The organism is Pseudomonas sp. B22(2017) (genome assembly GCF_002113105.1).
In the GTDB taxonomy this organism is placed as follows: Bacteria; Pseudomonadota; Gammaproteobacteria; order Pseudomonadales; family Pseudomonadaceae; genus Aquipseudomonas; species Aquipseudomonas asiatica.
Genome location: NZ_NEJN01000002.1, coordinates 115056 through 137982, shown reverse-complemented (window position 1 = coordinate 137982; position 22927 = coordinate 115056). Strand labels below are relative to the sequence as shown.

21 protein-coding genes are annotated in these 22927 nt (G+C 61.9%); 2 read left to right on the top strand and 19 right to left on the bottom strand.

What is annotated here, in order from left to right:
- Nucleotides 1-18: 18 nt before the first annotated feature.
- From lpdA to sdhC, 7 genes are all read right to left on the bottom strand, one after another.
- Nucleotides 19-1455: a dihydrolipoyl dehydrogenase gene (gene lpdA / locus CAG18_RS04510; RefSeq protein WP_085720469.1), complete on the bottom strand. Its 1437-nt coding sequence runs from the start codon at nucleotides 1453-1455 to the stop codon at nucleotides 19-21.
- Between the two features lie 93 nt (nucleotides 1456-1548).
- Complete coding sequence (odhB, locus tag CAG18_RS04505; protein ID WP_013973440.1) at nucleotides 1549-2769, bottom strand: 2-oxoglutarate dehydrogenase complex dihydrolipoyllysine-residue succinyltransferase; 1221 nt, start codon at nucleotides 2767-2769, stop codon at nucleotides 1549-1551.
- 42 nt (nucleotides 2770-2811) lie between these two features.
- Nucleotides 2812-5643: a 2-oxoglutarate dehydrogenase E1 component gene (locus tag CAG18_RS04500; protein WP_013973441.1), complete on the bottom strand. Its 2832-nt coding sequence runs from the start codon at nucleotides 5641-5643 to the stop codon at nucleotides 2812-2814.
- A gap of 245 nt (nucleotides 5644-5888) precedes the next feature.
- Nucleotides 5889-6593 carry a succinate dehydrogenase iron-sulfur subunit gene (locus CAG18_RS04495; RefSeq protein WP_011534752.1) on the bottom strand — a complete coding sequence of 235 codons (705 nt, stop codon included), beginning with the start codon at nucleotides 6591-6593 and terminating at the stop codon, nucleotides 5889-5891.
- Between the two features lie 11 nt (nucleotides 6594-6604).
- On the bottom strand, nucleotides 6605-8377 hold the full coding sequence (sdhA, locus tag CAG18_RS04490; protein ID WP_013973442.1) for a succinate dehydrogenase flavoprotein subunit: 1773 nt from the start codon (nucleotides 8375-8377) through the stop codon (nucleotides 6605-6607).
- 3 nt (nucleotides 8378-8380) lie between these two features.
- Entirely contained in the window at nucleotides 8381-8749 is a 369-nt protein-coding gene (gene sdhD / locus CAG18_RS04485) for a succinate dehydrogenase, hydrophobic membrane anchor protein (RefSeq protein ID WP_003254214.1), read from the bottom strand.
- Complete coding sequence (gene sdhC, locus CAG18_RS04480; RefSeq protein ID WP_012315350.1) at nucleotides 8743-9129, bottom strand: succinate dehydrogenase, cytochrome b556 subunit; 387 nt, start codon at nucleotides 9127-9129, stop codon at nucleotides 8743-8745. Before sdhC ends, sdhD begins: the two co-directional genes overlap by 7 nt.
- Before the next feature lie 352 nt (nucleotides 9130-9481).
- On the opposite strand from sdhC, the gene gltA reads away from it, so the two are divergent.
- The gene (gene gltA / locus CAG18_RS04475) at nucleotides 9482-10771 is read left to right on the top strand and encodes a citrate synthase (protein ID WP_013973445.1); all 1290 of its coding nucleotides are present in this window, start codon (nucleotides 9482-9484) and stop codon (nucleotides 10769-10771) included.
- Between the two features lie 68 nt (nucleotides 10772-10839).
- Here the strand turns inward: gltA and CAG18_RS04470 are convergent, their stop codons facing one another.
- From CAG18_RS04470 to CAG18_RS04430, 9 genes are all read right to left on the bottom strand, one after another.
- A complete protein-coding gene (locus CAG18_RS04470; protein ID WP_061304243.1) occupies nucleotides 10840-11445 on the bottom strand; it encodes an START domain-containing protein in 606 nt (201 codons plus the stop codon).
- 33 nt (nucleotides 11446-11478) lie between these two features.
- A complete protein-coding gene (locus CAG18_RS04465; protein WP_023661894.1) occupies nucleotides 11479-11733 on the bottom strand; it encodes a YkgJ family cysteine cluster protein in 255 nt (84 codons plus the stop codon).
- A gap of 130 nt (nucleotides 11734-11863) precedes the next feature.
- A complete protein-coding gene (locus CAG18_RS04460; RefSeq protein ID WP_085720468.1) occupies nucleotides 11864-12355 on the bottom strand; it encodes a hypothetical protein in 492 nt (163 codons plus the stop codon).
- Between the two features lie 63 nt (nucleotides 12356-12418).
- The gene (locus CAG18_RS04455; RefSeq protein ID WP_013973449.1) at nucleotides 12419-13861 is read right to left on the bottom strand and encodes a PLP-dependent aminotransferase family protein; all 1443 of its coding nucleotides are present in this window, start codon (nucleotides 13859-13861) and stop codon (nucleotides 12419-12421) included.
- 289 nt (nucleotides 13862-14150) lie between these two features.
- Nucleotides 14151-14963 carry an OmpA family protein gene (locus CAG18_RS04450; protein ID WP_015271099.1) on the bottom strand — a complete coding sequence of 271 codons (813 nt, stop codon included), beginning with the start codon at nucleotides 14961-14963 and terminating at the stop codon, nucleotides 14151-14153.
- On the bottom strand, nucleotides 14960-15313 hold the full coding sequence (locus CAG18_RS04445; protein ID WP_013973451.1) for a DUF4398 domain-containing protein: 354 nt from the start codon (nucleotides 15311-15313) through the stop codon (nucleotides 14960-14962). The genes CAG18_RS04450 and CAG18_RS04445 overlap by 4 nt, the downstream gene beginning before the upstream one ends.
- A 9-nt stretch (nucleotides 15314-15322) precedes the next feature.
- On the bottom strand, nucleotides 15323-16144 hold the full coding sequence (locus CAG18_RS04440) for an ABC transporter substrate-binding protein (RefSeq protein WP_061304247.1): 822 nt from the start codon (nucleotides 16142-16144) through the stop codon (nucleotides 15323-15325).
- Nucleotides 16145-16221: 77 nt separating this feature from the next.
- Complete coding sequence (locus CAG18_RS04435; RefSeq protein WP_013973453.1) at nucleotides 16222-17151, bottom strand: electron transfer flavoprotein subunit alpha/FixB family protein; 930 nt, start codon at nucleotides 17149-17151, stop codon at nucleotides 16222-16224.
- Nucleotides 17152-17901 carry an electron transfer flavoprotein subunit beta/FixA family protein gene (locus CAG18_RS04430; RefSeq protein WP_025339979.1) on the bottom strand — a complete coding sequence of 250 codons (750 nt, stop codon included), beginning with the start codon at nucleotides 17899-17901 and terminating at the stop codon, nucleotides 17152-17154.
- Nucleotides 17902-18439: 538 nt separating this feature from the next.
- On the opposite strand from CAG18_RS04430, the gene CAG18_RS04425 reads away from it, so the two are divergent.
- Nucleotides 18440-20122 carry an electron transfer flavoprotein-ubiquinone oxidoreductase gene (locus CAG18_RS04425; protein WP_075045849.1) on the top strand — a complete coding sequence of 561 codons (1683 nt, stop codon included), beginning with the start codon at nucleotides 18440-18442 and terminating at the stop codon, nucleotides 20120-20122.
- A gap of 182 nt (nucleotides 20123-20304) precedes the next feature.
- Here CAG18_RS04425 and CAG18_RS04420 read toward each other — a convergent pair whose 3' ends face one another.
- The 3 genes from CAG18_RS04420 to CAG18_RS04410 form a co-directional block, all read right to left on the bottom strand.
- Entirely contained in the window at nucleotides 20305-21630 is a 1326-nt protein-coding gene (locus tag CAG18_RS04420; protein ID WP_085720467.1) for an MFS transporter, read from the bottom strand.
- 72 nt (nucleotides 21631-21702) lie between these two features.
- Nucleotides 21703-22182 (bottom strand): hypothetical protein, encoded by a 480-nt coding sequence (locus CAG18_RS04415; protein WP_015271104.1) that lies wholly within the window; start codon nucleotides 22180-22182, stop codon nucleotides 21703-21705.
- A gap of 168 nt (nucleotides 22183-22350) precedes the next feature.
- The gene (locus CAG18_RS04410; RefSeq protein WP_085720466.1) at nucleotides 22351-22827 is read right to left on the bottom strand and encodes a sigma-70 family RNA polymerase sigma factor; all 477 of its coding nucleotides are present in this window, start codon (nucleotides 22825-22827) and stop codon (nucleotides 22351-22353) included.
- Between the last annotated feature and the right edge of the window lie 100 nt (nucleotides 22828-22927).

Below are 22927 nucleotides of genomic sequence, written 5' to 3'. Positions count from 1 at the left end.
CGCCGTGGTTTCTTATAATTAACGCTTCTTACGGTTGGCCACGTGAATGGCGCCGCCATTCACTGCCAGCGCTGCTTCATGCAACGCTTCGGACAGGGTCGGATGGCTGAAGACCATCATGCCCAGATCCTCGGCACTGGTACCGAATTCCATTGCGATTGCGCCCTGCTGCACCAGTTCGGCAGCCGATGGGCCAATCACGTGCACACCCAGGACGCGGTCGGTCTTGGCATCGGCGATGACCTTGACGAAACCACCGGTGTCGTTGGCAGCCATCGCACGGCCGCTGGCCGCGAACGGGAAGGTGCCCACGTTAACCTCAACGCCCTCGGCCTTCAAGGCCTGTTCGGTCTTGCCGACCCACGCGATTTCCGGGTGGGTGTAGATGACCGACGGAATCAGGTCGTAGTTCATCTGGGCCTTGTGGCCCTTGATGCGCTCGACCACCATGATGCCCTCTTCCGAGGCCTTGTGGGCCAGCATCATGCCGCGCACCACGTCACCGATGGCGTACACGCCAGGCACGCTGGTAGCGCAGTAGTCGTCGACGAAGATGTAGCCACGCTCATCGATGGTCACACCGCTGTCGGCAGCCAGCAGGTCGGTGGTCACCGGGCGACGGCCAACCGCGACGATCAGCTTGTCGAAGGTGATCTTCTGCTCGCCGTTGGCGTCGGTGTAGGTCACTTCGACTTCGTTGCCGTTGACTTTCGAGCCGGTGACGCGCGCACCCAGCTTGATGTCCAGGCCTTGCTTGGTCAGGGTCTTCTGGGCTTCTTTCGACACGGCGGTGTCGGCAGCCATCAGGAAGGTGTCCAAGGCTTCCAGAACGGTGACTTCAGCACCCAGGCGAGCCCATACCGAGCCCAGTTCCAGGCCGATCACGCCAGCTCCGATAACGCCCAGGCGCTTCGGCACGGCCTGGAATTCCAGGGCGCCGGTGGAGTCGACGATGACGTTCTGGTCGACCGGAGCCGGTGGAATGTCGATCGGGCGCGAGCCGGAAGCCAGGATCACGTTCTCGGCTTCGATGACTTCGGTGGTGCCGTCAGCCTTGGTGACTTCGACTTTCTTGCCGGCCAGCAGTTTGCCGTGGCCCTGGATGGAAGTAACGCCGTTGGCCTGGAACAGGGTGGCAACGCCACCGGTCAGGTTCTTGACGATGCCAGCCTTGCGGCCAACCATCGCGGCGACGTCCATCTTCACTTCGCCAGTGGAGATACCGTGGACGTTGAAGCTCTCTTTGGCTTCCTTGTACTTCCAGGAGCTGTCCAGCAGCGCCTTGGAAGGAATGCAACCTACGTTCAGGCAGGTGCCGCCCAGGGCCAGCTTGCCCTCGGCGTCGGTGTACTTCTCGATACAGGCAGTCTTCAGACCAAGTTGTGCGGCCTTGATGGCAGCAACATAGCCGCCAGGACCTGCACCAATCACCACTACGTCGAATTTCTGGGTCATAAAAGATTCCTTATCAGCTACAAGCTACAAGCCGCGGACCGCGCGGCATGGCTTCCTGCGAAGCCAGGGCCGGCACGGTACGCAGCCAGAGGGTTAGATGTCCAGCAGCAGGCGAGACGGATCTTCCAGCAGGTTCTTGATGGTGACCAGGAAGGTTACCGCTTCCTTGCCGTCGATCAGGCGGTGATCGTACGACAGCGCCAGGTACATCATCGGGCGAATCACAACCTGACCATTGATGGCCATCGGGCGCTGGATGATGTTGTGCATGCCGAGAATGGCGGCCTGCGGCGGGTTGACGATCGGGGTCGACATCATCGAACCGAAGGTACCACCGTTGGTGATGGTGAAGGTGCCGCCAGTCATCTCTTCGATGGCCAGCTTGCCATCACGAGCCTTCTTGCCGAAGGTGGCGATGCCGTTCTCGATTTCCGCCAGGCTCATCGACTCGGCGTTACGCAGTACCGGTACCACCAGGCCACGGTCGCTGGACACGGCAACGCCGACGTCGGCGTAGCCGTGGTAGACGATGTCGTTGCCATCGATCGAGGCGTTGACAGCCGGGAAGCGCTTCAGGGCTTCGGTGGCAGCCTTGACGAAGAACGACATGAAGCCCAGGCGCACGCCGTTGTGGGTCTTCTCGAACAGGTCCTTGTACTTCGAACGCAGGGCCATGACTTCGGTCATGTCGACTTCGTTGAAGGTGGTCAGCATGGCCATGCTCGACTGGGCTTCGACCAGACGCTCGGCGATCTTGGCGCGCAGGCGGGTCATTGGCACGCGCTTCTCGGTGCGGTCGCCAGCGGCAACGACAACCGGGGCAGCAGCGGCAGCGGCGGCAGGCTTGGCAGCTGCAGCAGGCGCCGACTTCTTGTTGGCGACGGCAGCGACGACGTCTTCCTTGGTGATGCGACCACCTTTGCCGGTGCCGGCAACGGCAGCCAGGTCGATGCCGTTCTCTTCAGCCAGCTTGCGCGCGGCCGGGGCGGCAACCGGGTCTTCTTCGCCAGCGTCGGCAGCAGCGGCAGCCGGGGCAGCAGCGGCCGGGGCGGCAGCTGGTGCAGCGGCGGCAGCACCGCCTTCAACGATCGAACCCAGTACTTCGTCGGACAGGACGGTGTCGCCCTCGCCCTTGACGATGGCGCCCAGCACGCCGTCGGCGGTGGCCAGTACTTCCAGGACGACCTTGTCGGTCTCGATGTCGACGATCAGCTCGTCACGCTTGACGGCATCGCCCGGCTGCTTGTGCCAGGTGGCAACGGTGCCATCGGCAACCGATTCCGGGAAGGTTGGGGCTTTGATCTCGATAGCCATTATCTGTGTTTCCTTAAATTCGGTTTCAGGTGCGCGAAGGCATTAAACAGTGAAGGCATCTTGCAGCAGTTTTTCCTGCTGTTCGGCGTGCTTCGATGCGTAACCACAGGCTGGCGCGGCGGAAGCGTCGCGGCCGGCGTATTCCAGGACCAGTGCCTTGTTGTGGCGGCCCAGGATACGGCGCATGTGGTGCTGGCTGCTGTACCAGGCGCCCTGGTTCATCGGCTCTTCCTGACACCAGACCGCATGCTTGAGGTTGGTGTAAGGCGCCAGGATTTCGACCAGGTCGTCCTCAGGGAACGGATACAGCTGCTCGATACGCACGATGGCGATGTCTTCGCGGCCTTCGGCACGGCGTTTTTCCAGCAGGTCGTAGTAAACCTTGCCGCCGCACAGGACCAGGCGTTCGACCTTGGCCGGATCGAGGCTGTCGATTTCCGGGATCACGGTCTGGAACGAGCCTTCTGCCAGGTCTTCCAGGGTCGAGATGGCCAGCTTGTGGCGCAGCAGCGACTTCGGCGTCAGCACGATCAGCGGCTTGCGCAGCGGACGGATGACCTGGCGACGCAGCAGGTGGTAGATCTGGGCCGGGGTGGTCGGTACGCAGACCTGGATGTTGTGCTCGGCGCACAGCTGCAGGTAACGCTCCAGGCGCGCGGAGGAGTGCTCCGGGCCCTGCCCTTCATAACCGTGTGGCAGCAGCATGGTCAGACCGCACAGACGGCCCCACTTGTGCTCGCCGCTGGTGATGAACTGGTCGATCACCACTTGCGCACCGTTGGCGAAGTCACCGAACTGGGCTTCCCATATCACCAGCGCGTTCGGCGTGGTGGTCGAGTAGCCGTATTCGAAGGCCAGTACCGCTTCTTCCGACAGGAAGGAGTCGTACAGTTCGAACTGAGGCTGGCCCGGGAACAGGTTCTTCAGCGGTACGTAGGTGCTGGCGTCCTTCTGGTTGTGCAGCACCGCGTGACGGTGCGAGAAGGTGCCACGGCCGATGTCCTGGCCGGTCATGCGGATCGGGTGACCTTCGAACTGCAGGGTGGCGTAGGCCATGGTCTCTGCATAACCCCAGTTGATCGGCAAGCCACCGGCCTGCATCTTCTGGCGGTCTTCGTAGATCTTGGCGACCTGGCGCTGGACGACGAAACCTTCCGGGATCTCCAGCAGCTTGGCCGACAGTTCCTGCAGGGTCTTGAGGTCGAAGCGGGTATCGTGACGCGCGGTCCAGGCATGGCCCAGGTACGGACGCCAGTCGACGAACAGCTCGCGGTTCGGCTCCTTGACCAGGCTCTTCACCACGTGCAGGCCGTTGTCCAGCGCGTTGCGGTACTCGTCGATCTTGGCCTGGGCGCGCTCGGCATCGATGCGGCCGGCCTGGATCAGTGCCTCAGCGTAAAGTTCACGCGTGGTGCGCTGCTTGCTGATCTGCTGGTACATCAAAGGCTGGGTGCCGTTCGGCTCGTCGGCCTCGTTGTGGCCGCGGCGGCGGTAGCAGACCAGGTCGATGACCACGTCACGCTTGAACTGCATGCGGTAGTCGATGGCCAGCTGGGTCACGAACAGCACGGCTTCCGGGTCGTCGCCGTTCACGTGCAGGATCGGTGCCTGGATCATCTTGGCAACGTCGGTGGCGTACTCGGTGGAGCGCGCGTCCAGCGGGTTGCTGATGGTGAAACCAACCTGGTTGTTGATCACGATGTGCACGGTGCCGCCGGTCTTGAAACCGCGGGTCTGCGACATCTGGAAGGTTTCCATGACCACGCCCTGGCCGGCGAATGCTGCGTCGCCGTGGATCGAGATCGGCAGTACCTTGTCGCCAACGGTGTCGTTGCGGCGGTCCTGACGGGCGCGCACCGAACCCTCGACCACTGGCGAGACGATTTCCAGGTGGGACGGGTTGAACGCCATGGCCAGGTGCACTTCGCCACCCGGGGTCATCACGTTCGAGGAGAAGCCCTGGTGGTACTTGACGTCACCGGAGCCCAGCTCGTTCATCTTCTTGCCTTCGAACTCGTCGAACAGCTCGCGCGGGTTCTTGCCGAAGGTGTTGACCAGAACGTTCAGGCGGCCACGGTGGGCCATGCCGATCACGACTTCCTTGGTGCCGTAGGAACCGGAGCGCTGGATCATCTCGTCCAGCATCGGGATCAGGCTTTCGCCGCCCTCGAGGCCGAAACGCTTGGTGCCTGGGTACTTGGTGCCCAGATATTTCTCAAGGCCTTCACCGGCGGTCACGCGCTCGAGCAGGTGGGCCTGCACGTCAGCGGAAAACTCCGGACGGCCGCGCACGCTTTCCAGACGCTGCTGGAACCAGCTGCGCTGCTCGGAATCGACGATATGGGTGAACTCGGCGCCAATGGTGCGACAATATGTCTTCTGGAGCGCCTCGAAGATCTCGCGTAGGCTCGCCTCCTCTTTGCCGATGAACAGGTCGCCGGCACGGAAGGTCGTATCAAGATCGGCATTGGTCAAGCCGTAGTGATTGATCGACAGGTCTACGGGCGCAGGACGCTGCCACAACCCCAACGGGTCGAGCTTGGCAGCCTGATGGCCGCGCATACGATAGGCCTGGATCAGTCGCAGAACTTCAACCTGCTTCTTCTCGTGTTCACTGCTCACGCTCCCGGCGGATACCGGTTGGGCGCGGCGCTGGTTCTTTGCCAGCAGTACGAAATGGTCGCGGATTGTCGAGTGCGATACATCGGTAGCGGTGCTGCCGTCGGCGGGCAACTTCTGGAAGTAGGTGCGCCACTCTTCTGGCACAGCGTTAGGGTCGTGCAGGTAGAGCTCATAAAGCTCTTCCACATATGCAGCGTTACCACCTGAAAGGTGGGCGCTTTCCCACATGCGCTGCATCACGCTTTCTTGCATGCTTGGTCACCCTCGGTTAGGGGACTGATCGGCGAGAGCCACAGCAAACCTGGAAAAGTCCGAATACAGCGACTGAACCACGCCACTTGGATCCTGCTGATTTTCCGGGTACCAGCCCGGAAGCCCCTGCTGGTCTCATATCTTCATAGGTAATGAACGCAGGCTTTGTGGGCCCTTGTTCGGGTTTTACCTCAGTGCGGGCTCACCACCCGCACCTCGGCTTACTGCAGGTACAACTCTTTGTATCAGGTGCCGCTTTGCAGCAGCATGTTACGTACGTGGCCGATTGCCTTGGTCGGGTTCAGACCTTTCGGGCAAACGTTGACGCAGTTCATGATCCCGCGGCAGCGGAACACGCTGAACGGGTCATCCAGGGACGCCAGGCGCTCCTGGGTCTTGGTGTCACGGCTGTCGGCCAGGAAGCGATAGGCCTGCAGCAGTGCGGCGGGGCCCAGGAACTTGTCCGGGTTCCACCAGAACGACGGGCAGGAGGTCGAACAGCAAGCGCACAGGATGCACTCGTACAGGCCGTCCAGCTTGTCGCGGTCTTCCGGCGACTGCAGGCGCTCGATGGCCGGTGCCGGGGTGTCGTTCTGCAGGAACGGCTTCACCTTCTCGTACTGCTTGTAGAAGATGCTCATGTCGACGACCAGGTCACGAATGACCGGCAGGCCCGGCAGCGGACGCAGAATCAGCTTGTTGCCCTTCACCACCGCCGACAACGGGGTGATGCAGGCCAGGCCGTTCTTGCCGTTGATGTTCATGCCATCGGAACCGCAAACGCCTTCACGGCACGAGCGACGATAGGAGAAACCTTCGTCCTGTTCCTTGATCAGTGCCAGCACGTCCAGAACCATCAGATCCTTGCCGCCGGTATCGACCTGGAAGGTCTGCATTTTCGGCGCCGAATCGGTGTCCGGGTTATAACGATAAACTTCGACTTGCAACATAGCGGCCACCCTTAGTAAGTCCGGACTTTTGGTTCGAAGGCTGGAACAGTCTTCGGCGCAAAGTTGACGCCACGCTTGGCGACGCGCTTCTCACCCGGGTAGTACAGGGTGTGGCACAGCCAGTTTTCGTCGTCACGGTCTTCGTAGTCTTCACGGGCGTGAGCGCCGCGGGACTCTTTACGGGCTTCTGCCGCGATGGCGGTAGCTTCGGCGACTTCCAGCAGGTTCTGCAGCTCCAGCGCTTCGATACGCGCGGTGTTGAAGGCCTGGGACTTGTCGTTGATCTTGACGTTGGCGATACGGTCACGCAGACCGGCCAGCTGCTCGATACCCTTCTGCATGTATTCGCCAGTACGGAATACACCGAAGTAGTTCTGCATGCAGCTCTGCAGCTCGCGCTTCAGGCTGGCAACGTCTTCACCAGTGGTGCGCTCGTTCAGCTTGTTCAGGCGGTTCAGGGCAACATCGACGTCGGTGTCGCTGGCGTCGCGGTATTCCACGCCTTCGGTCAGCGCCTTCTCCAGGTGCAGGCCGGCAGCACGGCCGAACACCACCAGGTCGAGCAGCGAGTTGCCGCCCAGGCGGTTGGCACCGTGAACAGATACGCACGCCACTTCACCTACGGCGAACAGGCCCGGGATGATGTGATCGTTGCCTTCGGCGTCCATGGTAATGGCCTGGCCATGAATGTTGGTGGCAACGCCGCCCATCATGTAGTGGCAGGTCGGGATGACCGGTACCGGCGCGACCACAGGGTCGACGTGGGCGAAGGTCTTGGACAGCTCGCAGATACCTGGCAGGCGGCTGTGCAGCACTTCCTCGCCCAGGTGGTCCAGCTTCAGCAGTACGTGGTCCTTGTTCGGGCCCACGCCGTTGCCGGCGATGATTTCCTTGACCATGGAACGAGCGACCACGTCGCGGCCGGCCAGGTCTTTCGCGTTCGGCGCGTAACGCTCCATGAAGCGCTCGCCGTGGGCGTTGATCAGGTAGCCACCCTCACCGCGGCAACCTTCGGTGACCAGTACACCGGCGCCGGCGATGCCGGTCGGGTGGAACTGCCACATTTCGATGTCCTGCACCGGCACGCCGGCACGCAGGGCCATGCCCACGCCGTCACCGGTGTTGATCAGGGCGTTGGTGGTGGAGGCGTAGATACGGCCGGCACCGCCAGTTGCCAGCACGGTGGCCTTGGACTTGATGTACAGGGTCTCGCCGGTTTCGATGCAGATCGCGATCACGCCAACGAATGCGCCGTCCTGGTTCTTCACCAGGTCAACTGCGTAGTACTCGTTGAGGAAGGTGGTGCCGGCTTTCAGGTTGCCCTGGTACAGGGTGTGCAGCAGCGCGTGACCGGTACGGTCGGAAGCGGCGCAGGTACGGGCAGCCTGGCCACCCTTGCCGAAGTCCTTGGACTGGCCACCGAACGGACGCTGGTAGATGCGACCGGTTTCGGTACGCGAGAACGGCAGGCCCATGTGGTCCAGCTCGAAGACCGCAGCCGGGCCTTCCTGACACATGTATTCGATAGCGTCCTGGTCACCGATGTAGTCGGAGCCCTTGACGGTATCGTACATGTGCCAGCGCCAGTCGTCGTTCGGGTCGGCCGAAGCGATGGCGCAGGTGATGCCGCCCTGGGCGGATACAGTGTGCGAACGGGTCGGGAAGACCTTGGTGACTACGGCAGTCTTGTGGCCGCCTTGAGCCAGCTGCAGCGCAGCGCGCATGCCGGCGCCGCCGCCACCGATGATGATGGCGTCGAAGGAAATGGTTGGAATGCTAGCCATGGATCAGATACCCCAGAGAATCTGCACACCCCAGACGAAGTAAGCGAACATCGCAACGCCGCATACCGCCTGGAACAGGAAACGAATCGCAGTAGCCGACTTGCCGAACGACATAGGCGTCAGGTAGTCGGTCGCAATGGTCCACATGCCGACCCAGGCGTGAGCGCCCAGGGCAACGAGGGCCAGCAGACTGAAGATCCGCATCGCGTTGTTGGAGAACAGACCATGCCACTGGGTGTAGTCGATGCCTGGGTGGGCGACCACGTAGCCGATCAGGAAGAGGAAGTAAGCCGCGAGAACGACCGCAGAAACGCGCTGCGCCATCCAGTCATAGAGGCCCGAACGCGACAGGTTCGTGACATTGGTTACCATACCCAAACTCCCACCAGAACGATCAGCACCACGGAGATGACGATCACGATTTTCGAGCCCAGTTTGCCGCCTTCCAGCGTCTCACCGATGCCCATGTCCATGATCAGGTGACGAACACCTGCCACGAGGTGATAAAGCAGGGCGGACAGCAGGCCCCAGGTCACGAATTTGGCCAGCGGGCTGGTCAGACACGCCTTCACCTCACCAAAGCCTTCCTCGGAACCCAGCGACTTGCCCAGTGCATAAAGCATGATGGCAAGGCCGAGGAACAGGATGACGCCGGAGATACGATGCAGGATGGACGTGTACGCAGTGACGGGGAGCTTGATGGTCCTTAGGTCTAGGTTTACAGGTCGTTGGCTTTTCACGGCTTTTTTCACACTGAAGAGCCCCTAGCGAATCAGGGCAAAGTTGTTGGTAAGTGTACTGGTCAGGTACCCACCACCCAGGGAACGGCGACCCCCAGCAGTTCGGGCTTGCAAGCCCCTGGCGGTCGGGTTGCGAGTATAGACAGTTAGGCTGCTTATGACAACGTGACGGGGTAGCCCAAATAGCGCATTGCCTTTAGCGCACAAAAGGCGTAAATGGGCGAGAATTTCGCGAAAAATCAGGCCTCAATGCCTGTTTCAACAAGCCTTTAGGCAAATTGACATCTGAATTTATCCCTCTATAGTGGTGCGGGCCCTGCGTGGGGGGTCTGTCTGATGATTTCAAGCATTAATAGGAGGCCACATGGCTGACAAAAAAGCGCAGTTGGTCATCGAGGGCGCTGCCCCCGTCGAGCTGCCCATTTTAACCGGCACCGTTGGTCCTGATGTAATCGACGTCCGCGGGTTGGGGGCCACTGGTCACTTCACCTTCGACCCTGGTTTCATGGCGACTGCCTCGTGCGAGTCGAAGATCACCTACATTGACGGCGACAAAGGTATCCTGCTGCACCGCGGCTACCCGATCGAGCAGCTCGCCGAAAAGTCCGACTACCTCGAAACCTGCTACCTGCTGCTCAACGGCGAACTGCCGAATGCCGAGCAGAAGGCCCAGTTCGTCAGCACCGTGAAGAACCACACCATGGTTCACGAGCAGCTGAAGTCCTTCTTCAACGGCTTCCGCCGCGACGCCCACCCGATGGCGGTGATGTGCGGCGTGGTTGGCGCCCTGTCGGCGTTCTATCACGACTCCCTGGACATCAATAACCCGCAACACCGCGAGATTTCCGCGGTGCGCCTGGTCGCCAAGATGCCGACCCTGGCCGCGATGGTTTACAAGTACTCCATGGGCCAGCCGATGATGTACCCGCGCAACGACCTGTCGTACGCGGAAAACTTCCTGCACATGATGTTCAACACCCCGTGCGAGATCAAACCGATCAGCCCGGTGCTGGCCAAGGCGATGGACCGGATCTTCATCCTCCACGCCGACCACGAGCAGAACGCCTCCACTTCCACCGTTCGTCTGGCCGGTTCGTCGGGTGCCAACCCGTTCGCCTGTATCGCCGCCGGTATCGCCGCACTTTGGGGCCCGGCCCATGGCGGTGCGAACGAAGCGGTACTGACCATGCTCGATGAAATCGGCGATGTCTCGAACATCGACAAGTTCATCGCCAAGGCCAAGGACAAGAACGACCCGTTCAAGCTCATGGGCTTCGGTCACCGCGTGTACAAAAACCGCGACCCGCGCGCCACCGTGATGAAGCAGACCTGCGACGAAGTCCTGCGCGAGCTGGGCATCAAGAACGACCCGCAGCTGGAACTGGCCATGCGCCTGGAAGAGATCGCCCTGACCGATCCGTACTTCATCGAGCGCTCGCTGTACCCGAACGTCGACTTCTACTCGGGGATCATCCTCAAGGCAATCGGCATTCCGACCAGCATGTTCACCGTGATCTTCGCCCTGGCACGTACCGTGGGCTGGATCTCGCACTGGAAAGAAATGCTCTCCAGCCCGTACAAGATCGGCCGCCCGCGCCAGCTGTACACCGGCGAGCAGAAGCGCGACATCGTTGCGCTGCAGGACCGCAAGTAAGCTTCCCTAGCCGAACGCAAAAAGGCTGCCCTCGGGCAGCCTTTTTTATTTCTGCTCGACACAATGCCTCAGTTTTTCTCCGCCCGCTCCCGCAACCCTTTCAGGGTATTGAACGGCGCATCCACCACGAACTTGTTGGCCACCATCGCCGGCACGCTGCCACCCGGCTCGGTGTGCACCTGATAGGTCACTTCCGTGCTGTCGCCCTTGGGCACCAGCTTCCAGAAGCCTTCGACCTTCGCCACCCGCACAAAGCCCTTCTCTTCCGGGATATAGGTCGGCTCTTCCTTCAGGTTGCGCACCAGGCTGCCATCAGCCTCCTTCACAGTAGTCACATGCAACACCGAGTCCCGCGGCGTCACCGGCCATGGCGTATTGAACTGGGTGTAGGTCCAGCTCTGGTCACCTTCGTGCTTGAGCAACTTCTGCAACTTGCATTCGTGAATCCAGGCACAGGCCCCGACCACATCCTCTTGCAAGGCCTGCACCTTGGCCAGCGGCGCCTTGATCACGGTAACGCCTTGATAGGCCTTGTACTTGGAACCAGCCACTTCGCTGAGGGAAACCTTGATCCCCTCCTCGTCCTTGGCTACCTGCCAGTTTTCGGCCCAGGCCGCAGGCGACAGCAGAACACCCATGCCACACAGCAGAGCAATACGCTTGAACGATCTCATCATGTTTATCCTTGTTTTCGAAGATCCAGCCTGTCACGCCGCCGTTATCTGTTCCCACCAGCCGAGAATCCTTATGGCCTCATCACGATCACTGCCACACACCTCGACATCCGCCTTGAAACCACCACACACCGCAGGCCGTTCGGGCTTGCCGAACAAGTCGCAGAGGTTGTCGACAGTCAGGTGCAGGCAGCGCTCGCCAGCCGGCTTGCCATTGGGCATGCGCGGCATCGCAGAGGTGATGGACGGGGCGATGCAGCAGGCACCACAGCCCTCACGACAGTTCATGGCTATTCACCAAAATAAGGACTCCCTGGAACAAAACGGGACGAACGTCCCTGGATAGTAACCGCTCAAACAGGCGTTTGAAATTGCTGGCACGATGAAATCTGCTGTGACCCGGCAGTCAGTTCGCCAGCTACTGGCGGTACTCGAAATCGATGGCCGCCCCTTCCACTTCCCGGCGGCTGTCATTGCGTAGCTGCAGCTGCATTTCATTGCTGATCAACCGGCCATTGAGCTGGAACGGGCTGTCGCTGGTCTCCGGCTTTTCAGTGAACATGGGAGGCAGTAGAGGTTTGCGACGCTGTATCGGCGACAGGCTGCCCACATTTGGCTCAAGGTTATCGACCATCTCGGCCGGCAGGCTGAGGTCGAGCTTTGCCTTGGGTAGCGGCTTGGCAACCTCCTTGCTCACCTGCTTCCGCGCCGGCCTGGCCTTGCTGTTACCGGCTTTTTTTGCTGGTTGCTTGTGCGCTGGCCTGGCTCCGGCCTTCTGCACCGGCTTGGCTTTCTGCACCGACTTGGCCGCCTGCGCCTGGCCTGCCGGCTGCGCAGCCTGGGCAACACCAGCCAGGCTGCAGAGCGGTACAAGGCACAAGATCAGGGCAAAACGGCGCAGAGCATTCATGGCAAATGGACAGACTGGCAGGAAAAGTGCGTATGCTCCCTGTTCCACAGGCGCGTGGCAAGCCTATAAAAATGCTGCCGCTGGCTCCCGGCACAATTGCTGGGCCAGCAAACCGAGGGTGATCACCGCGCGCTCGGCTTCCTTGTTCCACGGTATACCGCAATTAAGGCGGATGCAGTGGTTGAATTGCTCGGTGTTACTGAAGATCAGCCCCGGCGCAATACTGATGCCCTGCTCCAGCGCACGCACATGCAGCTCCTGGGTGTTGACCCGCCCCGGCAGGCTCACCCAAAGGATGAAACCGCCCGTCGGCCGGGTCATCTGGGTACCCTCGGGGAAGTGTTGCTGCACCGCCAGCTGGTAGGCACTGAGGTTCTTGCGGTACTCCTGGCGGATGTAACGCAGGTGCCGGTCGTAGCCGCCATTCTCCAGGTAGGCCGCCACACCCATCTGCGTCACGCTGCAGGCCGAGTGGGTGGTGAAGGTTTGCAGGCGCTGGATCTCGTCCTGATAGCGCCCGGCGATCATCCAGCCAACTCGAACACCAGGGGACAGGGTCTTGGAAAAACTCGAGCAATAGATTACTCGGTCCAGGCGGTCGAATGCCTTGAGCGCCTTGGTCTTGCCTTGCTCGAACATCAGCTCGCCATAGATGTCATCCTCGACGATCTGGATATCGAAGTCCGACGCCAGGCGCAGCAACTGCTTCTGCCGCTCTTCCGGGACAGTACCACCCAGCGGATTGCTGAGGCGCGCGGTCAGGACCAGGGCCTTGATCGACCACTGGTTGGCGGCCAGTTGCAGCGCCTCGAGGCTGATGCCGGTGGACGGGTCGCTGGGGATCTCGATCACCTTCAGGCCCAGCAGGTCGGCCAGTTGCAGCAGACCGTAATAGGTGGGCGATTCGGCCGCGATCAGGTCGCCTGGACGAGTCAGCACGCGCAGCGACATCTGCAGCGCATCGACACAGCCATGGGTCACGATCACTTCACGCGGGTCGACCAGGACGCCGGCATCACGCATGCGAATGGCGATCTGCCGGCGCAGCGGCTCGAAGCCGGGGCTGAACATGTAGCTGAAGGCACGCGGGCTGTGGAAGCGCGTCACCTTGGCAATCTGCTGGTGCAATGCACGGACCGGCAGGTAGTCGACATGCGGCACAGCGGCGCCGAACGGGAACACGCCATCACGGCGAGCCTCGGTCAGTACCTGCTGGATGATACTGGCGCGGGTGACCAGGCCGGGGCGCTCCACGCGGGCGATGTCCGGGGTCTGCGCGGTCAGGGCCGGGGTCTGGTGCACGTAGTAGCCGGACTGCGGCCGCGCACGAATCAGCCCCTGGTCCTCGAGATTGGCATAGGCCTGCAGCACCGTGGCATGGCTGACATTGAGCTGGGCGCTCATCTTGCGCACGGAGGGCACCCGCTCGCCTGGCTGGTAGACACCACGACGGATGTCATCGGCCAGTTGCTGGGCGATACGCTGGTACAACAGCAGGTTGGTCATGGCTGGCTCTCGACGCGCGGACGGGCTCGTTGTTCTTGTGTCTGACGGTAGAGGATACCGTAACAGTTGCAAAGTGTACTGGGACAGATCGCAGGATAGTCAACAATACAGTTGCGTGACAGCCATGGAAACGATCAAGCCCGGGTAGCCCGACGAAAAGCGGGGCTGCTTCGCAGCCCATCGCCGGCAAGCCAGCTCCCACCTTGATGCATTGACCTCAAGCCCTGTTCATCACCTGTGGGAGCTGGCTTGCCTGCAATGGGCCGCAAAGCGGCCCCTTTCACATGATTCAGCGTGCTGGCGCCAGCTTGCCCTTGTCATCGGAGAACACGATCTCCACCCGGCGGTTCTGCGCCCTGCCCCGCTCCGAGGCATTGGCCTCGATCGGGTACTGGTCGCCATACCCCTCGACCTGCAGGCGCTTCTCGTCGATACCCAGGTCTACCAGCATGTCGGCCACGGCTTGCGCCCGGTCACGGGACAGCTTCAGGTTGTCCTCGGCCGGGCCGGTGCTGTCGGTATAGCCCTCGATCCGAACCACCCGGCGCGGGTTGAGCTGGAGGAACTGCACCAGCTTGAGCACGGTACGGCTGGCTGAGTTCTTCAGGTCGGCGCGGCCGGTGTCGAACAGCACGTCCCCCAGGGTCATGACCAGACCACGGTCGGCCTGCTCCGAGGCCAGCGCGGCGATCTGCGATTCGACCCACTTGCCCTGCTGCTGAACACTGGCCAGCTTGGCCTCGCGCAGGGCCAGCTGCAGGCGCTGGCGCTCCAGGTCGAGCTTGGCCTGGCGCTCCTGGTTCAACGCCAGCTTGGCATGCTCGCTGGCAATTTCGCTGTAGCGCTGGCTCAGGTAGGCGTAATGGCGCACGTCGGCACCGGTGCCGATGTAGCTGGACAGGCGCTCGGCACGGGCCAGCGACTCGCCTGCGCGAATCACGTCGCGCGGCGCGCTGCGCAGCACATTGGAATCATCCTTGACCTTCTGGAAAGCTGCAGTGGCATCATCCAGCGCTGCGCTGCTGCGCTGGCTGGCGCAACCTTGCAAACCTGCCGCCAGCGCCAGCACTGCCAGCGCGGCCAATGGCATGCGACGGATCATGGCTGCACCTCCAACTGCTTGCGCAGGCGCTGGACCCGCGACTGCAGCAGTTGCAGCTGCTCTTCGCTCTTCTGGTTCAGTACCTGGGCCTCGGCCAGGCGCGCATCCAGCTCGGCCTGCTCGGCACGCATGCGCGCATCGCGGTAGTCTTCGGTGAGCATGTTGGTCTTGGCCCGGGCCAGCTTGTCTTCAGCCAGCTTGAGCGCATCGACCTGCTCGGTGGCACCGACGGCCCTGGCCTGCTCCAGTGCCTGTTCGGAGATGCGCATCTGCTCGTTAGGGGCCGGATCGTTGGCGCAGCCAGCCAGGCCGAGCACGGCCAGGGCAAGGATTAGTGGTTGGGTTCTCACGCAATCTTCCTAGTGTTTGGGGGCGTCCGACGGCACCTGCAGCTGCGCTTTCCAGCGCTCGACATTACGTTGCAGCACGGCCTCGGATGCTCCGGAGATCGGCAATTCTGTCAGTTTTTTCGCCAATTGCCCACGCAGCCAGCTGTCATTGCAGGCCGAATTGTGCGACAGCGCCAGGTACAGGCCCGGCCGATCCACCGGCAGGCCGCGGGCGATCAGGTCATTGCTCATGCCCAGGCTCTGGGCCATGGCGATGCCCGAATAGCGGCCAGCGAGCACATAATCCACCTGGCCGAGCACCAGCTTCTGGAATGCCTGGGTCAGGTTCTGTGCCGGCACCAGCTTCAGCTGGGCCTTGGCGAAAGCGGTAAAGGCCGGGGTCAGCCGCGCGCGCTCGGACAAACTGCCTTGGTACTGGGCCAGGTCAGCCGGGCCCTCGAAGGCCAGTGTGGCGTCGTGGCGCGTCCACACCAGGTATTCGTTGAGCTGCAGGGGTGGATGGATGTAGTCCAGCGCGGTCAGTTGCTCCACCTGCATGGGGGTGTCGAGCAGCAGGTCTATCCGCCCGCTACGTACTTCTTCCAGCGCCTGGTCACGACGGCCGGCGCTCAGCACCTCCACTTTCACACCCAGCTCGCCAGCCACCTGGCGCAGCAGGTCGACGTTGGCGCCGATCAGGTGTTTCGGGTCGTTGGGGTCCTGCCATGAATAGGGCGGTGAATCAGGGCTGCCGGTTGCCACCAGGCGTTCACACTTGCCCGCCGCCATGGCCAGCGGCGAAACCAGCACCGCCAGGCATGCCAGCACCCCGCCTGCTTTACGCAGCACCATTGCTCACTCCTTGTACAGACCAAAAAAAACCCGGCCCCTGTACAAGGGCCGGGTTCTTTATAAGTGAAGCAGGCGGATCAGACCAGCTTTTCCAGCTCCGGAACCGCTTCGAACAGGTCAGCGACCAGGCCGTAGTCGGCTACCTGGAAGATCGGCGCTTCTTCGTCCTTGTTGATCGCCACGATCACCTTGGAGTCCTTCATGCCGGCCAGGTGCTGGATCGCGCCGGAGATACCGACGGCGATGTACAGCTGCGGCGCGACGATCTTGCCGGTCTGACCGACCTGCATGTCGTTCGGCACGAAGCCGGCGTCGACCGCGGCGCGCGAAGCACCGACGGCAGCGCCGAGCTTGTCGGCCAGGCTGTACAGGTGCTTGAAGTTGTCACCGTTGCCCATGCCACGGCCGCCGGAAACGACGATCTTGGCAGCGGTCAGCTCTGGGCGGTCGGACTTGGCCAGCTCTTCGCCAACGAAGGCCGAGATGCCGGCGTTGTGCGCAGCGCCAACGGCTTCGATGGCAGCCGAACCACCTTCGGCGGCCACGGCGTCGAAGCCGGTGGTACGCACGGTGATGACCTTGATGGCAGCGCTCGATTGCACGGTGGCAATGGCGTTACCAGCATAGATCGGGCGCTTGAAGGTGTCGGCGGACTCGACCGAGATGATCTCGGAGATCTGGTCCACGTCCAGCAGCGCGGCAACGCGCGGCAGGATGTTCTTGCCGTTGGTGGTGGCCGGCGCCAGCACGTGGCTGTAACCCTTGGCCAGCTCGACGATCAGCGGCGCAACGTTTTCTGGCAGGACGTGGGCGTAGGCAGCGTTATCGGCAACCAGCACCTTGGCCACGCCAGCGATCTTGGCTGCGGACTCGGCAACGCCGCCCACGTTCTGGCCAGCGACCAGCACGTGCACATCACCACCGATCTTGGCGGCAGCAGCAACAGTGTTCAGGGTGGCCGGGGCTACGGCACCGTTCTCGTATTCAGCGACAACCAGGATAGTCATTTAGATTACCTTCGCTTCGTTCTTCAGCTTCTCGACCAGTTCGGCCACCGATTTGACCTTGATGCCAGCGCTGCGGGCAGCCGGGGCTTCAACCTTCAGGGTCTTGTTGGTGGAGGCGAGGGAAACGCCCAGCGCGTCTGGAGTAACAGTCTCCAGCGGCTTCTTCTTGGCCTTCATGATGTTCGGCAGCGACGCGTAGCGCGGTTCGTTCAGGCGCAGGTCGGTAGTGACGATGGCTGGCAGGTTCAGTGCAACGGTCTGCAGGCCGCCGTCGATTTCACGGGTGACGTTCAGCTTGTCGCCAGCCACTTCGACCTTGGAGGCGAAAGTGCCCTGGGCGAAGCCGGTCAGCGCAGCCAGCATCTGGCCGGTCTGGTTGTTGTCACTGTCGATGGCCTGCTTGCCGAGGATGACCAGCTGCGGCTGCTCTTTGTCGACAACGGCTTTCAGCGCCTTGGCCACGGCCAGGGAATTCAGTTCGTCAGCGGCTTCGACCAGGATGGCACGGTCGGCACCCAGGGCCAGGGCAGTACGCAGTTGTTCCTGGGCAGTGGTCGGGCCGACGGAAACGACGACGATCTCGGACGCGACGCCCTTTTCCTTCAGGCGTACGGCTTCTTCCACGGCGATTTCGCAGAAGGGGTTCATGGACATCTTGACGTTAGCAAGGTCGACGCCGGAGTTGTCCGCCTTGACGCGAACCTTGACGTTGTAGTCGACCACTCGTTTGACAGCTACAAGAACCTTCATGGATTCCTCGTTACTCTCCGGTGAATAGATAGTCGCCAGGGGCAGAGCCCTGCGATGCGCGTGGGTACAAGGGCACCTCTAAAAACGTACCGGGAGGCGGTAACTTCACAGTGACCGAACAGTCTTGTCCGGACTCTTGCGACAAATACTCACGGGTCATTTTCTGTCGTGGCGTGTAAACTCCACTACAAACCGGCCAAAGGCCGCAAAACCCTGCTCCACACCTGGTCTTTAGAGGTGTACCTGCGCCCGGCTGCAAGCCTACGGCGAACGTAAAACCGCTCGTATCTTGACCGTAACACCCAATCCGGTCAATACGGCAAATCGGTCACCCTCCAGCCGCGTTCCTGTGATTTTACTGGCCTGCGGCAAATTCAAACAAACGTTTGTATTGGACCCGCCAAGTGGTGTAGATATAATGCGCGGCCAAGACAAAACGGTGTAGTCCGTCATTTGCCCAGCTACAGTTCCGCCGTTGCGTAGAACCGCTGCGAATGCCCCGCGCACCCAATAAGACAAAGCAACAGCACGAGCCTTGATGAGTAGGAGAGAACCAGTGGAACGCGAATACATGGAATTCGACGTGGTCATCGTCGGCGCCGGCCCGGCGGGCCTGTCCGCCGCCTGCCGCCTGAAGCAGAAGGCCGCCGAAGCCGGTAGCGAAATCAGCGTCTGCGTGGTGGAAAAAGGCTCTGAAGTCGGCGCCCACATCCTCTCCGGCGCGGTGTTCGAACCCCGCGCCCTGAACGAGCTGTTCCCCGACTGGAAAGAGCTCGGCGCGCCGCTGAACACCGAAGTGAAGCGTGACGACATCTACGTACTCAAGGATGCAGGCAGTTCGACCAAGGTGCCTGACCTGTTCGTGCCCAAGACCATGCACAACCAGGGTAACTACATCATCTCCCTGGGTAACCTGTGCCGCTGGCTGGCCCAGCAGGCCGAGAACCTGGGCGTGGAAGTCTACCCGGGCTTCGCCGCCCAGGAAGCGCTGTTCGATGAAAACGGAGTGGTGCGCGGCATTGTCACCGGCGACATGGGTGTGGACCGTGAAGGCAACCCGAAAGACGGCATGTACACCCCTGGCATGGAGCTGCGTGGCAAGTACACCCTGTTCGCCGAAGGTTGCCGTGGCCACATCGGCAAGCAGCTGATCAAGCGCTTCAACCTGGATAGCGAAGCCGACGTCCAGCACTACGGCATCGGCCTGAAGGAAATCTGGGAAATCGACCCGGCCAAGCACGAGCAGGGCCTGGTGGTGCACACCGCTGGCTGGCCGCTGGACGTCATGGCCAAGGACAACACTGGTGGTTCGTTCCTCTATCACCTGGAAAACAACCAGGTGGTGGTCGGCCTGATCGTCGACCTGTCCTACGCCAACCCGTACCTGTCGCCGTTCGACGAGTTCCAGCGTCTCAAGCACCACCCGGTGATGGCGCAATACCTCGAAGGCGGCAAGCGCATCAGCTACGGTGCCCGTGCCATCTGCAAGGGCGGCTTCAACTCGCTGCCGAAAATGGTCTTCAACGGCGGCGCGCTGATCGGCTGCGACCTGGGCACCCTGAACTTCGCCAAGATCAAGGGCAGCCACACCGCAATGAAGTCCGGCATGCTCGCCGCCGAAGCGGTGGCTGATGCACTGATCGCCGGCAGCGAAGGCGGTGACCAGCTCAACGGTTACGTCAGCGCCTTCAAGGCCAGCTGGCTGTACGAGGAGCTGTTCGCCAGCCGCAACTTCGGCCCGGCCATGCACAAGTTCGGCCCGCTGCTGGGCGCGGCATTCAACTATGTGGACCAGAACTGGTTCGGCGGCAAGCTGCCGTTCACCCTGCACGACACCAAGCCGGACTACGCCTGCCTGAAGCTGGCGGCCGAGTCGCAGAAGATCGATTACCCGAAACCGGACGGCAAGCTCAGCTTCGACAAGCTCAGCTCGGTATTCCTCTCCAGCACCAACCACGAAGAGGAACAGCCCTGCCACCTGAAGCTGACCGACCCGAACGTGCCGATCGCCAGCAACCTGCCGCTGTATGACGAGCCGGCCCAGCGCTACTGCCCGGCAGGCGTGTACGAGGTTGTCACCCAGGAAGACGGCAGCAAGCGCTTCCAGATCAACGCGCAGAACTGCGTGCATTGCAAGACCTGCGACATCAAGGACCCGGCCCAGAACATCACCTGGGTCACCCCTGAAGGCGCTGGCGGGCCGAACTACCCGAACATGTAAGGCCCCTGCCCTGCACTAACAAAAAGCCCCCGGTTCTCACGAGCCGGGGGCTTTTTGTTTTACCTGTACCGGCCTCATCGCCGGCAAGCCAGCTCCCACCTCGACCGCATCGACCTCGAGCCATGCGCTATCCCTGTGGGAGCCGGCTTGCCGGCGATGAGGCCAGAACAAACAACAGAAAACTATTTTTCACCACACATTACCGGCATCGGCTCTGCCGCGAACGCCAATGGTTCCCGACGCCCAAAGTACAAGGCCGTCAGCAACCCCACCGTGCCCATGGCAAGACAAAAGCCGACACACACCCACGGGCTCCACGGCATCAGCGCAATCAGCGCCAGCGGCGTGGTGCTGGCCCAAAGCGCGTAGGCCACGTTATAGGTGAAGGAGATGCCCGACACGCGGATCTCGGCCGGGAACAACCCGACCATCACTGACGGCACCACGCCCACCACACCGCAGGACAGGCCCGCCAGCGCATAGGCCAGCCAGGTCACGCCCCACTGTCCCACAAGGCTGGCATACAACGCGCCGATGCCCACCGGCAGCAACAGGCTGTAGAACATAAGTGCGCGCCAGGCGCCTGCACGGTCGACCAGCAGCCCGGCCAGCACGCAGCCGATGTTGAGGAAGACGATGCCCACGCTGCTAAGGGCAAAGGTGTGCCCGGCACTCATGCCGAAGCGCTGCTGCATCACTGTCGGGGTAATCACCACCAGCACCACCACGGCGGAAGTCAGCACGCAGGTCAGCAGCGCCGCCGGGATCAACGCCCGGCGGTGTTCGCCCAGCACCCGCCGCAGCGGGAAGCTCACCGGCTGTTCCTGGCGCGCACGCAGGGCGAGGAACACCGGTGTTTCGCTGAGCCAACGACGCAACCACACGCCGATCACGCCGAATACCCCGCCGAGCAGGAACGGGTAGCGCCAGGCATAGTCGAGGATTTCTTGCGGGGTGAACACTTGCGCCAGCAAGGTCGCGGTCAATGCCCCCAGCAGATAGCCAAAGGTCAAGCCGGCCTGCAGGAAGCCCAGGGCATAACCGCGCCGCCCGGCTGGCGCGTGCTCGGCGACGAAGGTCCAGGCACTCGGCACCTCGCCGCCCACCGCCGCGCCCTGCAAGATGCGCAGTGCCAGCAGGATCAGCGGTGCAGCGTAGCCGATGTCGGCGTAGGTCGGCATCACCCCGATCAACAGGCACGGCAGGGCCATCATCAGGATGCTCAGGCTGAAGACCCGCTTGCGTCCCAGGTGGTCGGCGAAGTGCGCCATAAGGATGCCGCCCAGCGGCCGCGCCAGGTAGCCGGTGACAAAGATTCCGAAGCTTTGCAGCAGGCGCAGCCACTCGGGCATCTCGGGCGGGAAGAACAACTGGCTTAGGGTCAGCGCAAAGAATACGAAGATGATGAAATCGTAGATCTCCAGCGCGCCGCCCAACGCCGCCAGGCCCAGGGTCCGGTGGTCGCCGCGGCTGAACCGTGGCGGGCGAGCGGTATCGATGGCAGTCATGGCAGGGTCCGCAAATCGGCAAAGGGCAAGAGGATAGCAAATAGCTGCCCCCTTGCCCCGCCCGCTGCGGCTTTAGCGGTTGAACATGGTATTGACGAAATTGGCCTTCGGCCGTGGCCGCGCCGTGGCAGCCGGCATGGCGCCCGGCAGCGGTAGCCTGCCGACCTGCAGCGGCGAATCGATGATCGCCATGAATGCCTCCAGTGCCTCGTTGTCGGGCACCTGGGGCAAGCTCATGCTGACGGCCTGGCGCTCGGTCTGCGGCACCAACGGCACTTGCAACTGGTTGGAGTGATAAAGCAGGGCATGCTGGATCTGCGTGCTGACGCGACAGAAGCGCGCCAGATCGACCCCGACATGGCTGGCCAGCTCGATATTGCCCAATAACAGGTGGAAAGGCTGCAAGGCACTCAGCACCAGGCGCTGCAGCTCCTCGAAGCTTTCCACTGGCGCTATCCGGTAGTAGCCCAGGCCGTTGAGCAGCCGCTCCAGTTGCAGGCGCTGGCAGGGGTGTGCATCGGCGATGAGGATGCGCAGGGTCTTGTTGGCCATGGTGGGACCTGGGCAGTTGGGAAATGGTTAGGCTCCATGACCATACTGCGCCAGTAACGGCTGCTGCCTAGGCTACGCCTGGCAAGGGTCTTCTTTGATAGAAGTCGGGAAAACCGTGGAAATCAAGTGATCGACTGACGGAATTTTCATCCGCCTTCAACCCGGCGATCAGGATTCCCACTCGCGCATGCGCACACGACAGTGCTTCATGGCGTTGACGATGTGCTTTTCCACCAGGCTGCGGGAAATACCCAGGTGCTCGGCAATCTGGTGGTGTGACAAGCCTTCGATCTTGCGCAGCAGGAAGCAGTCGCGGCAGACCTTGCTCAGCTCATCCAGGGCACGCTGCATAAGCGCCAGGCGCTGGTCGAGCTGCATGTCATGGGTCGGCGCCGGGGTGTGCCAGCGCTCGTCGTTGTCCAGCACCTCCAGTGGCTCGGCCTGGCGCACCTGGTGCCGGCGGTGGCGGTCGACAACCAGATTGAGCGCGGTGCGGTAAAGGAAAGCACGCGGGTGCTCGATGCGCTCGGCGTCGGTGCGCTCCAGCACTCGCAGGTAGGCATCATGCGCTACGTCTTCGGCGGCCTGACGACTGCCCAGGCGCGAAGAAAGGAAACCCACCAGTTCGCGATAGTAATGTTCCACGACGTTACCTGAGATCGTCCTGCCAGCCTATGCCAGAAAGCCCTTTCAGGCAGCAACGCGGGACCGAGTGATGTCAACGTGCGATCTTACAAATTATAAT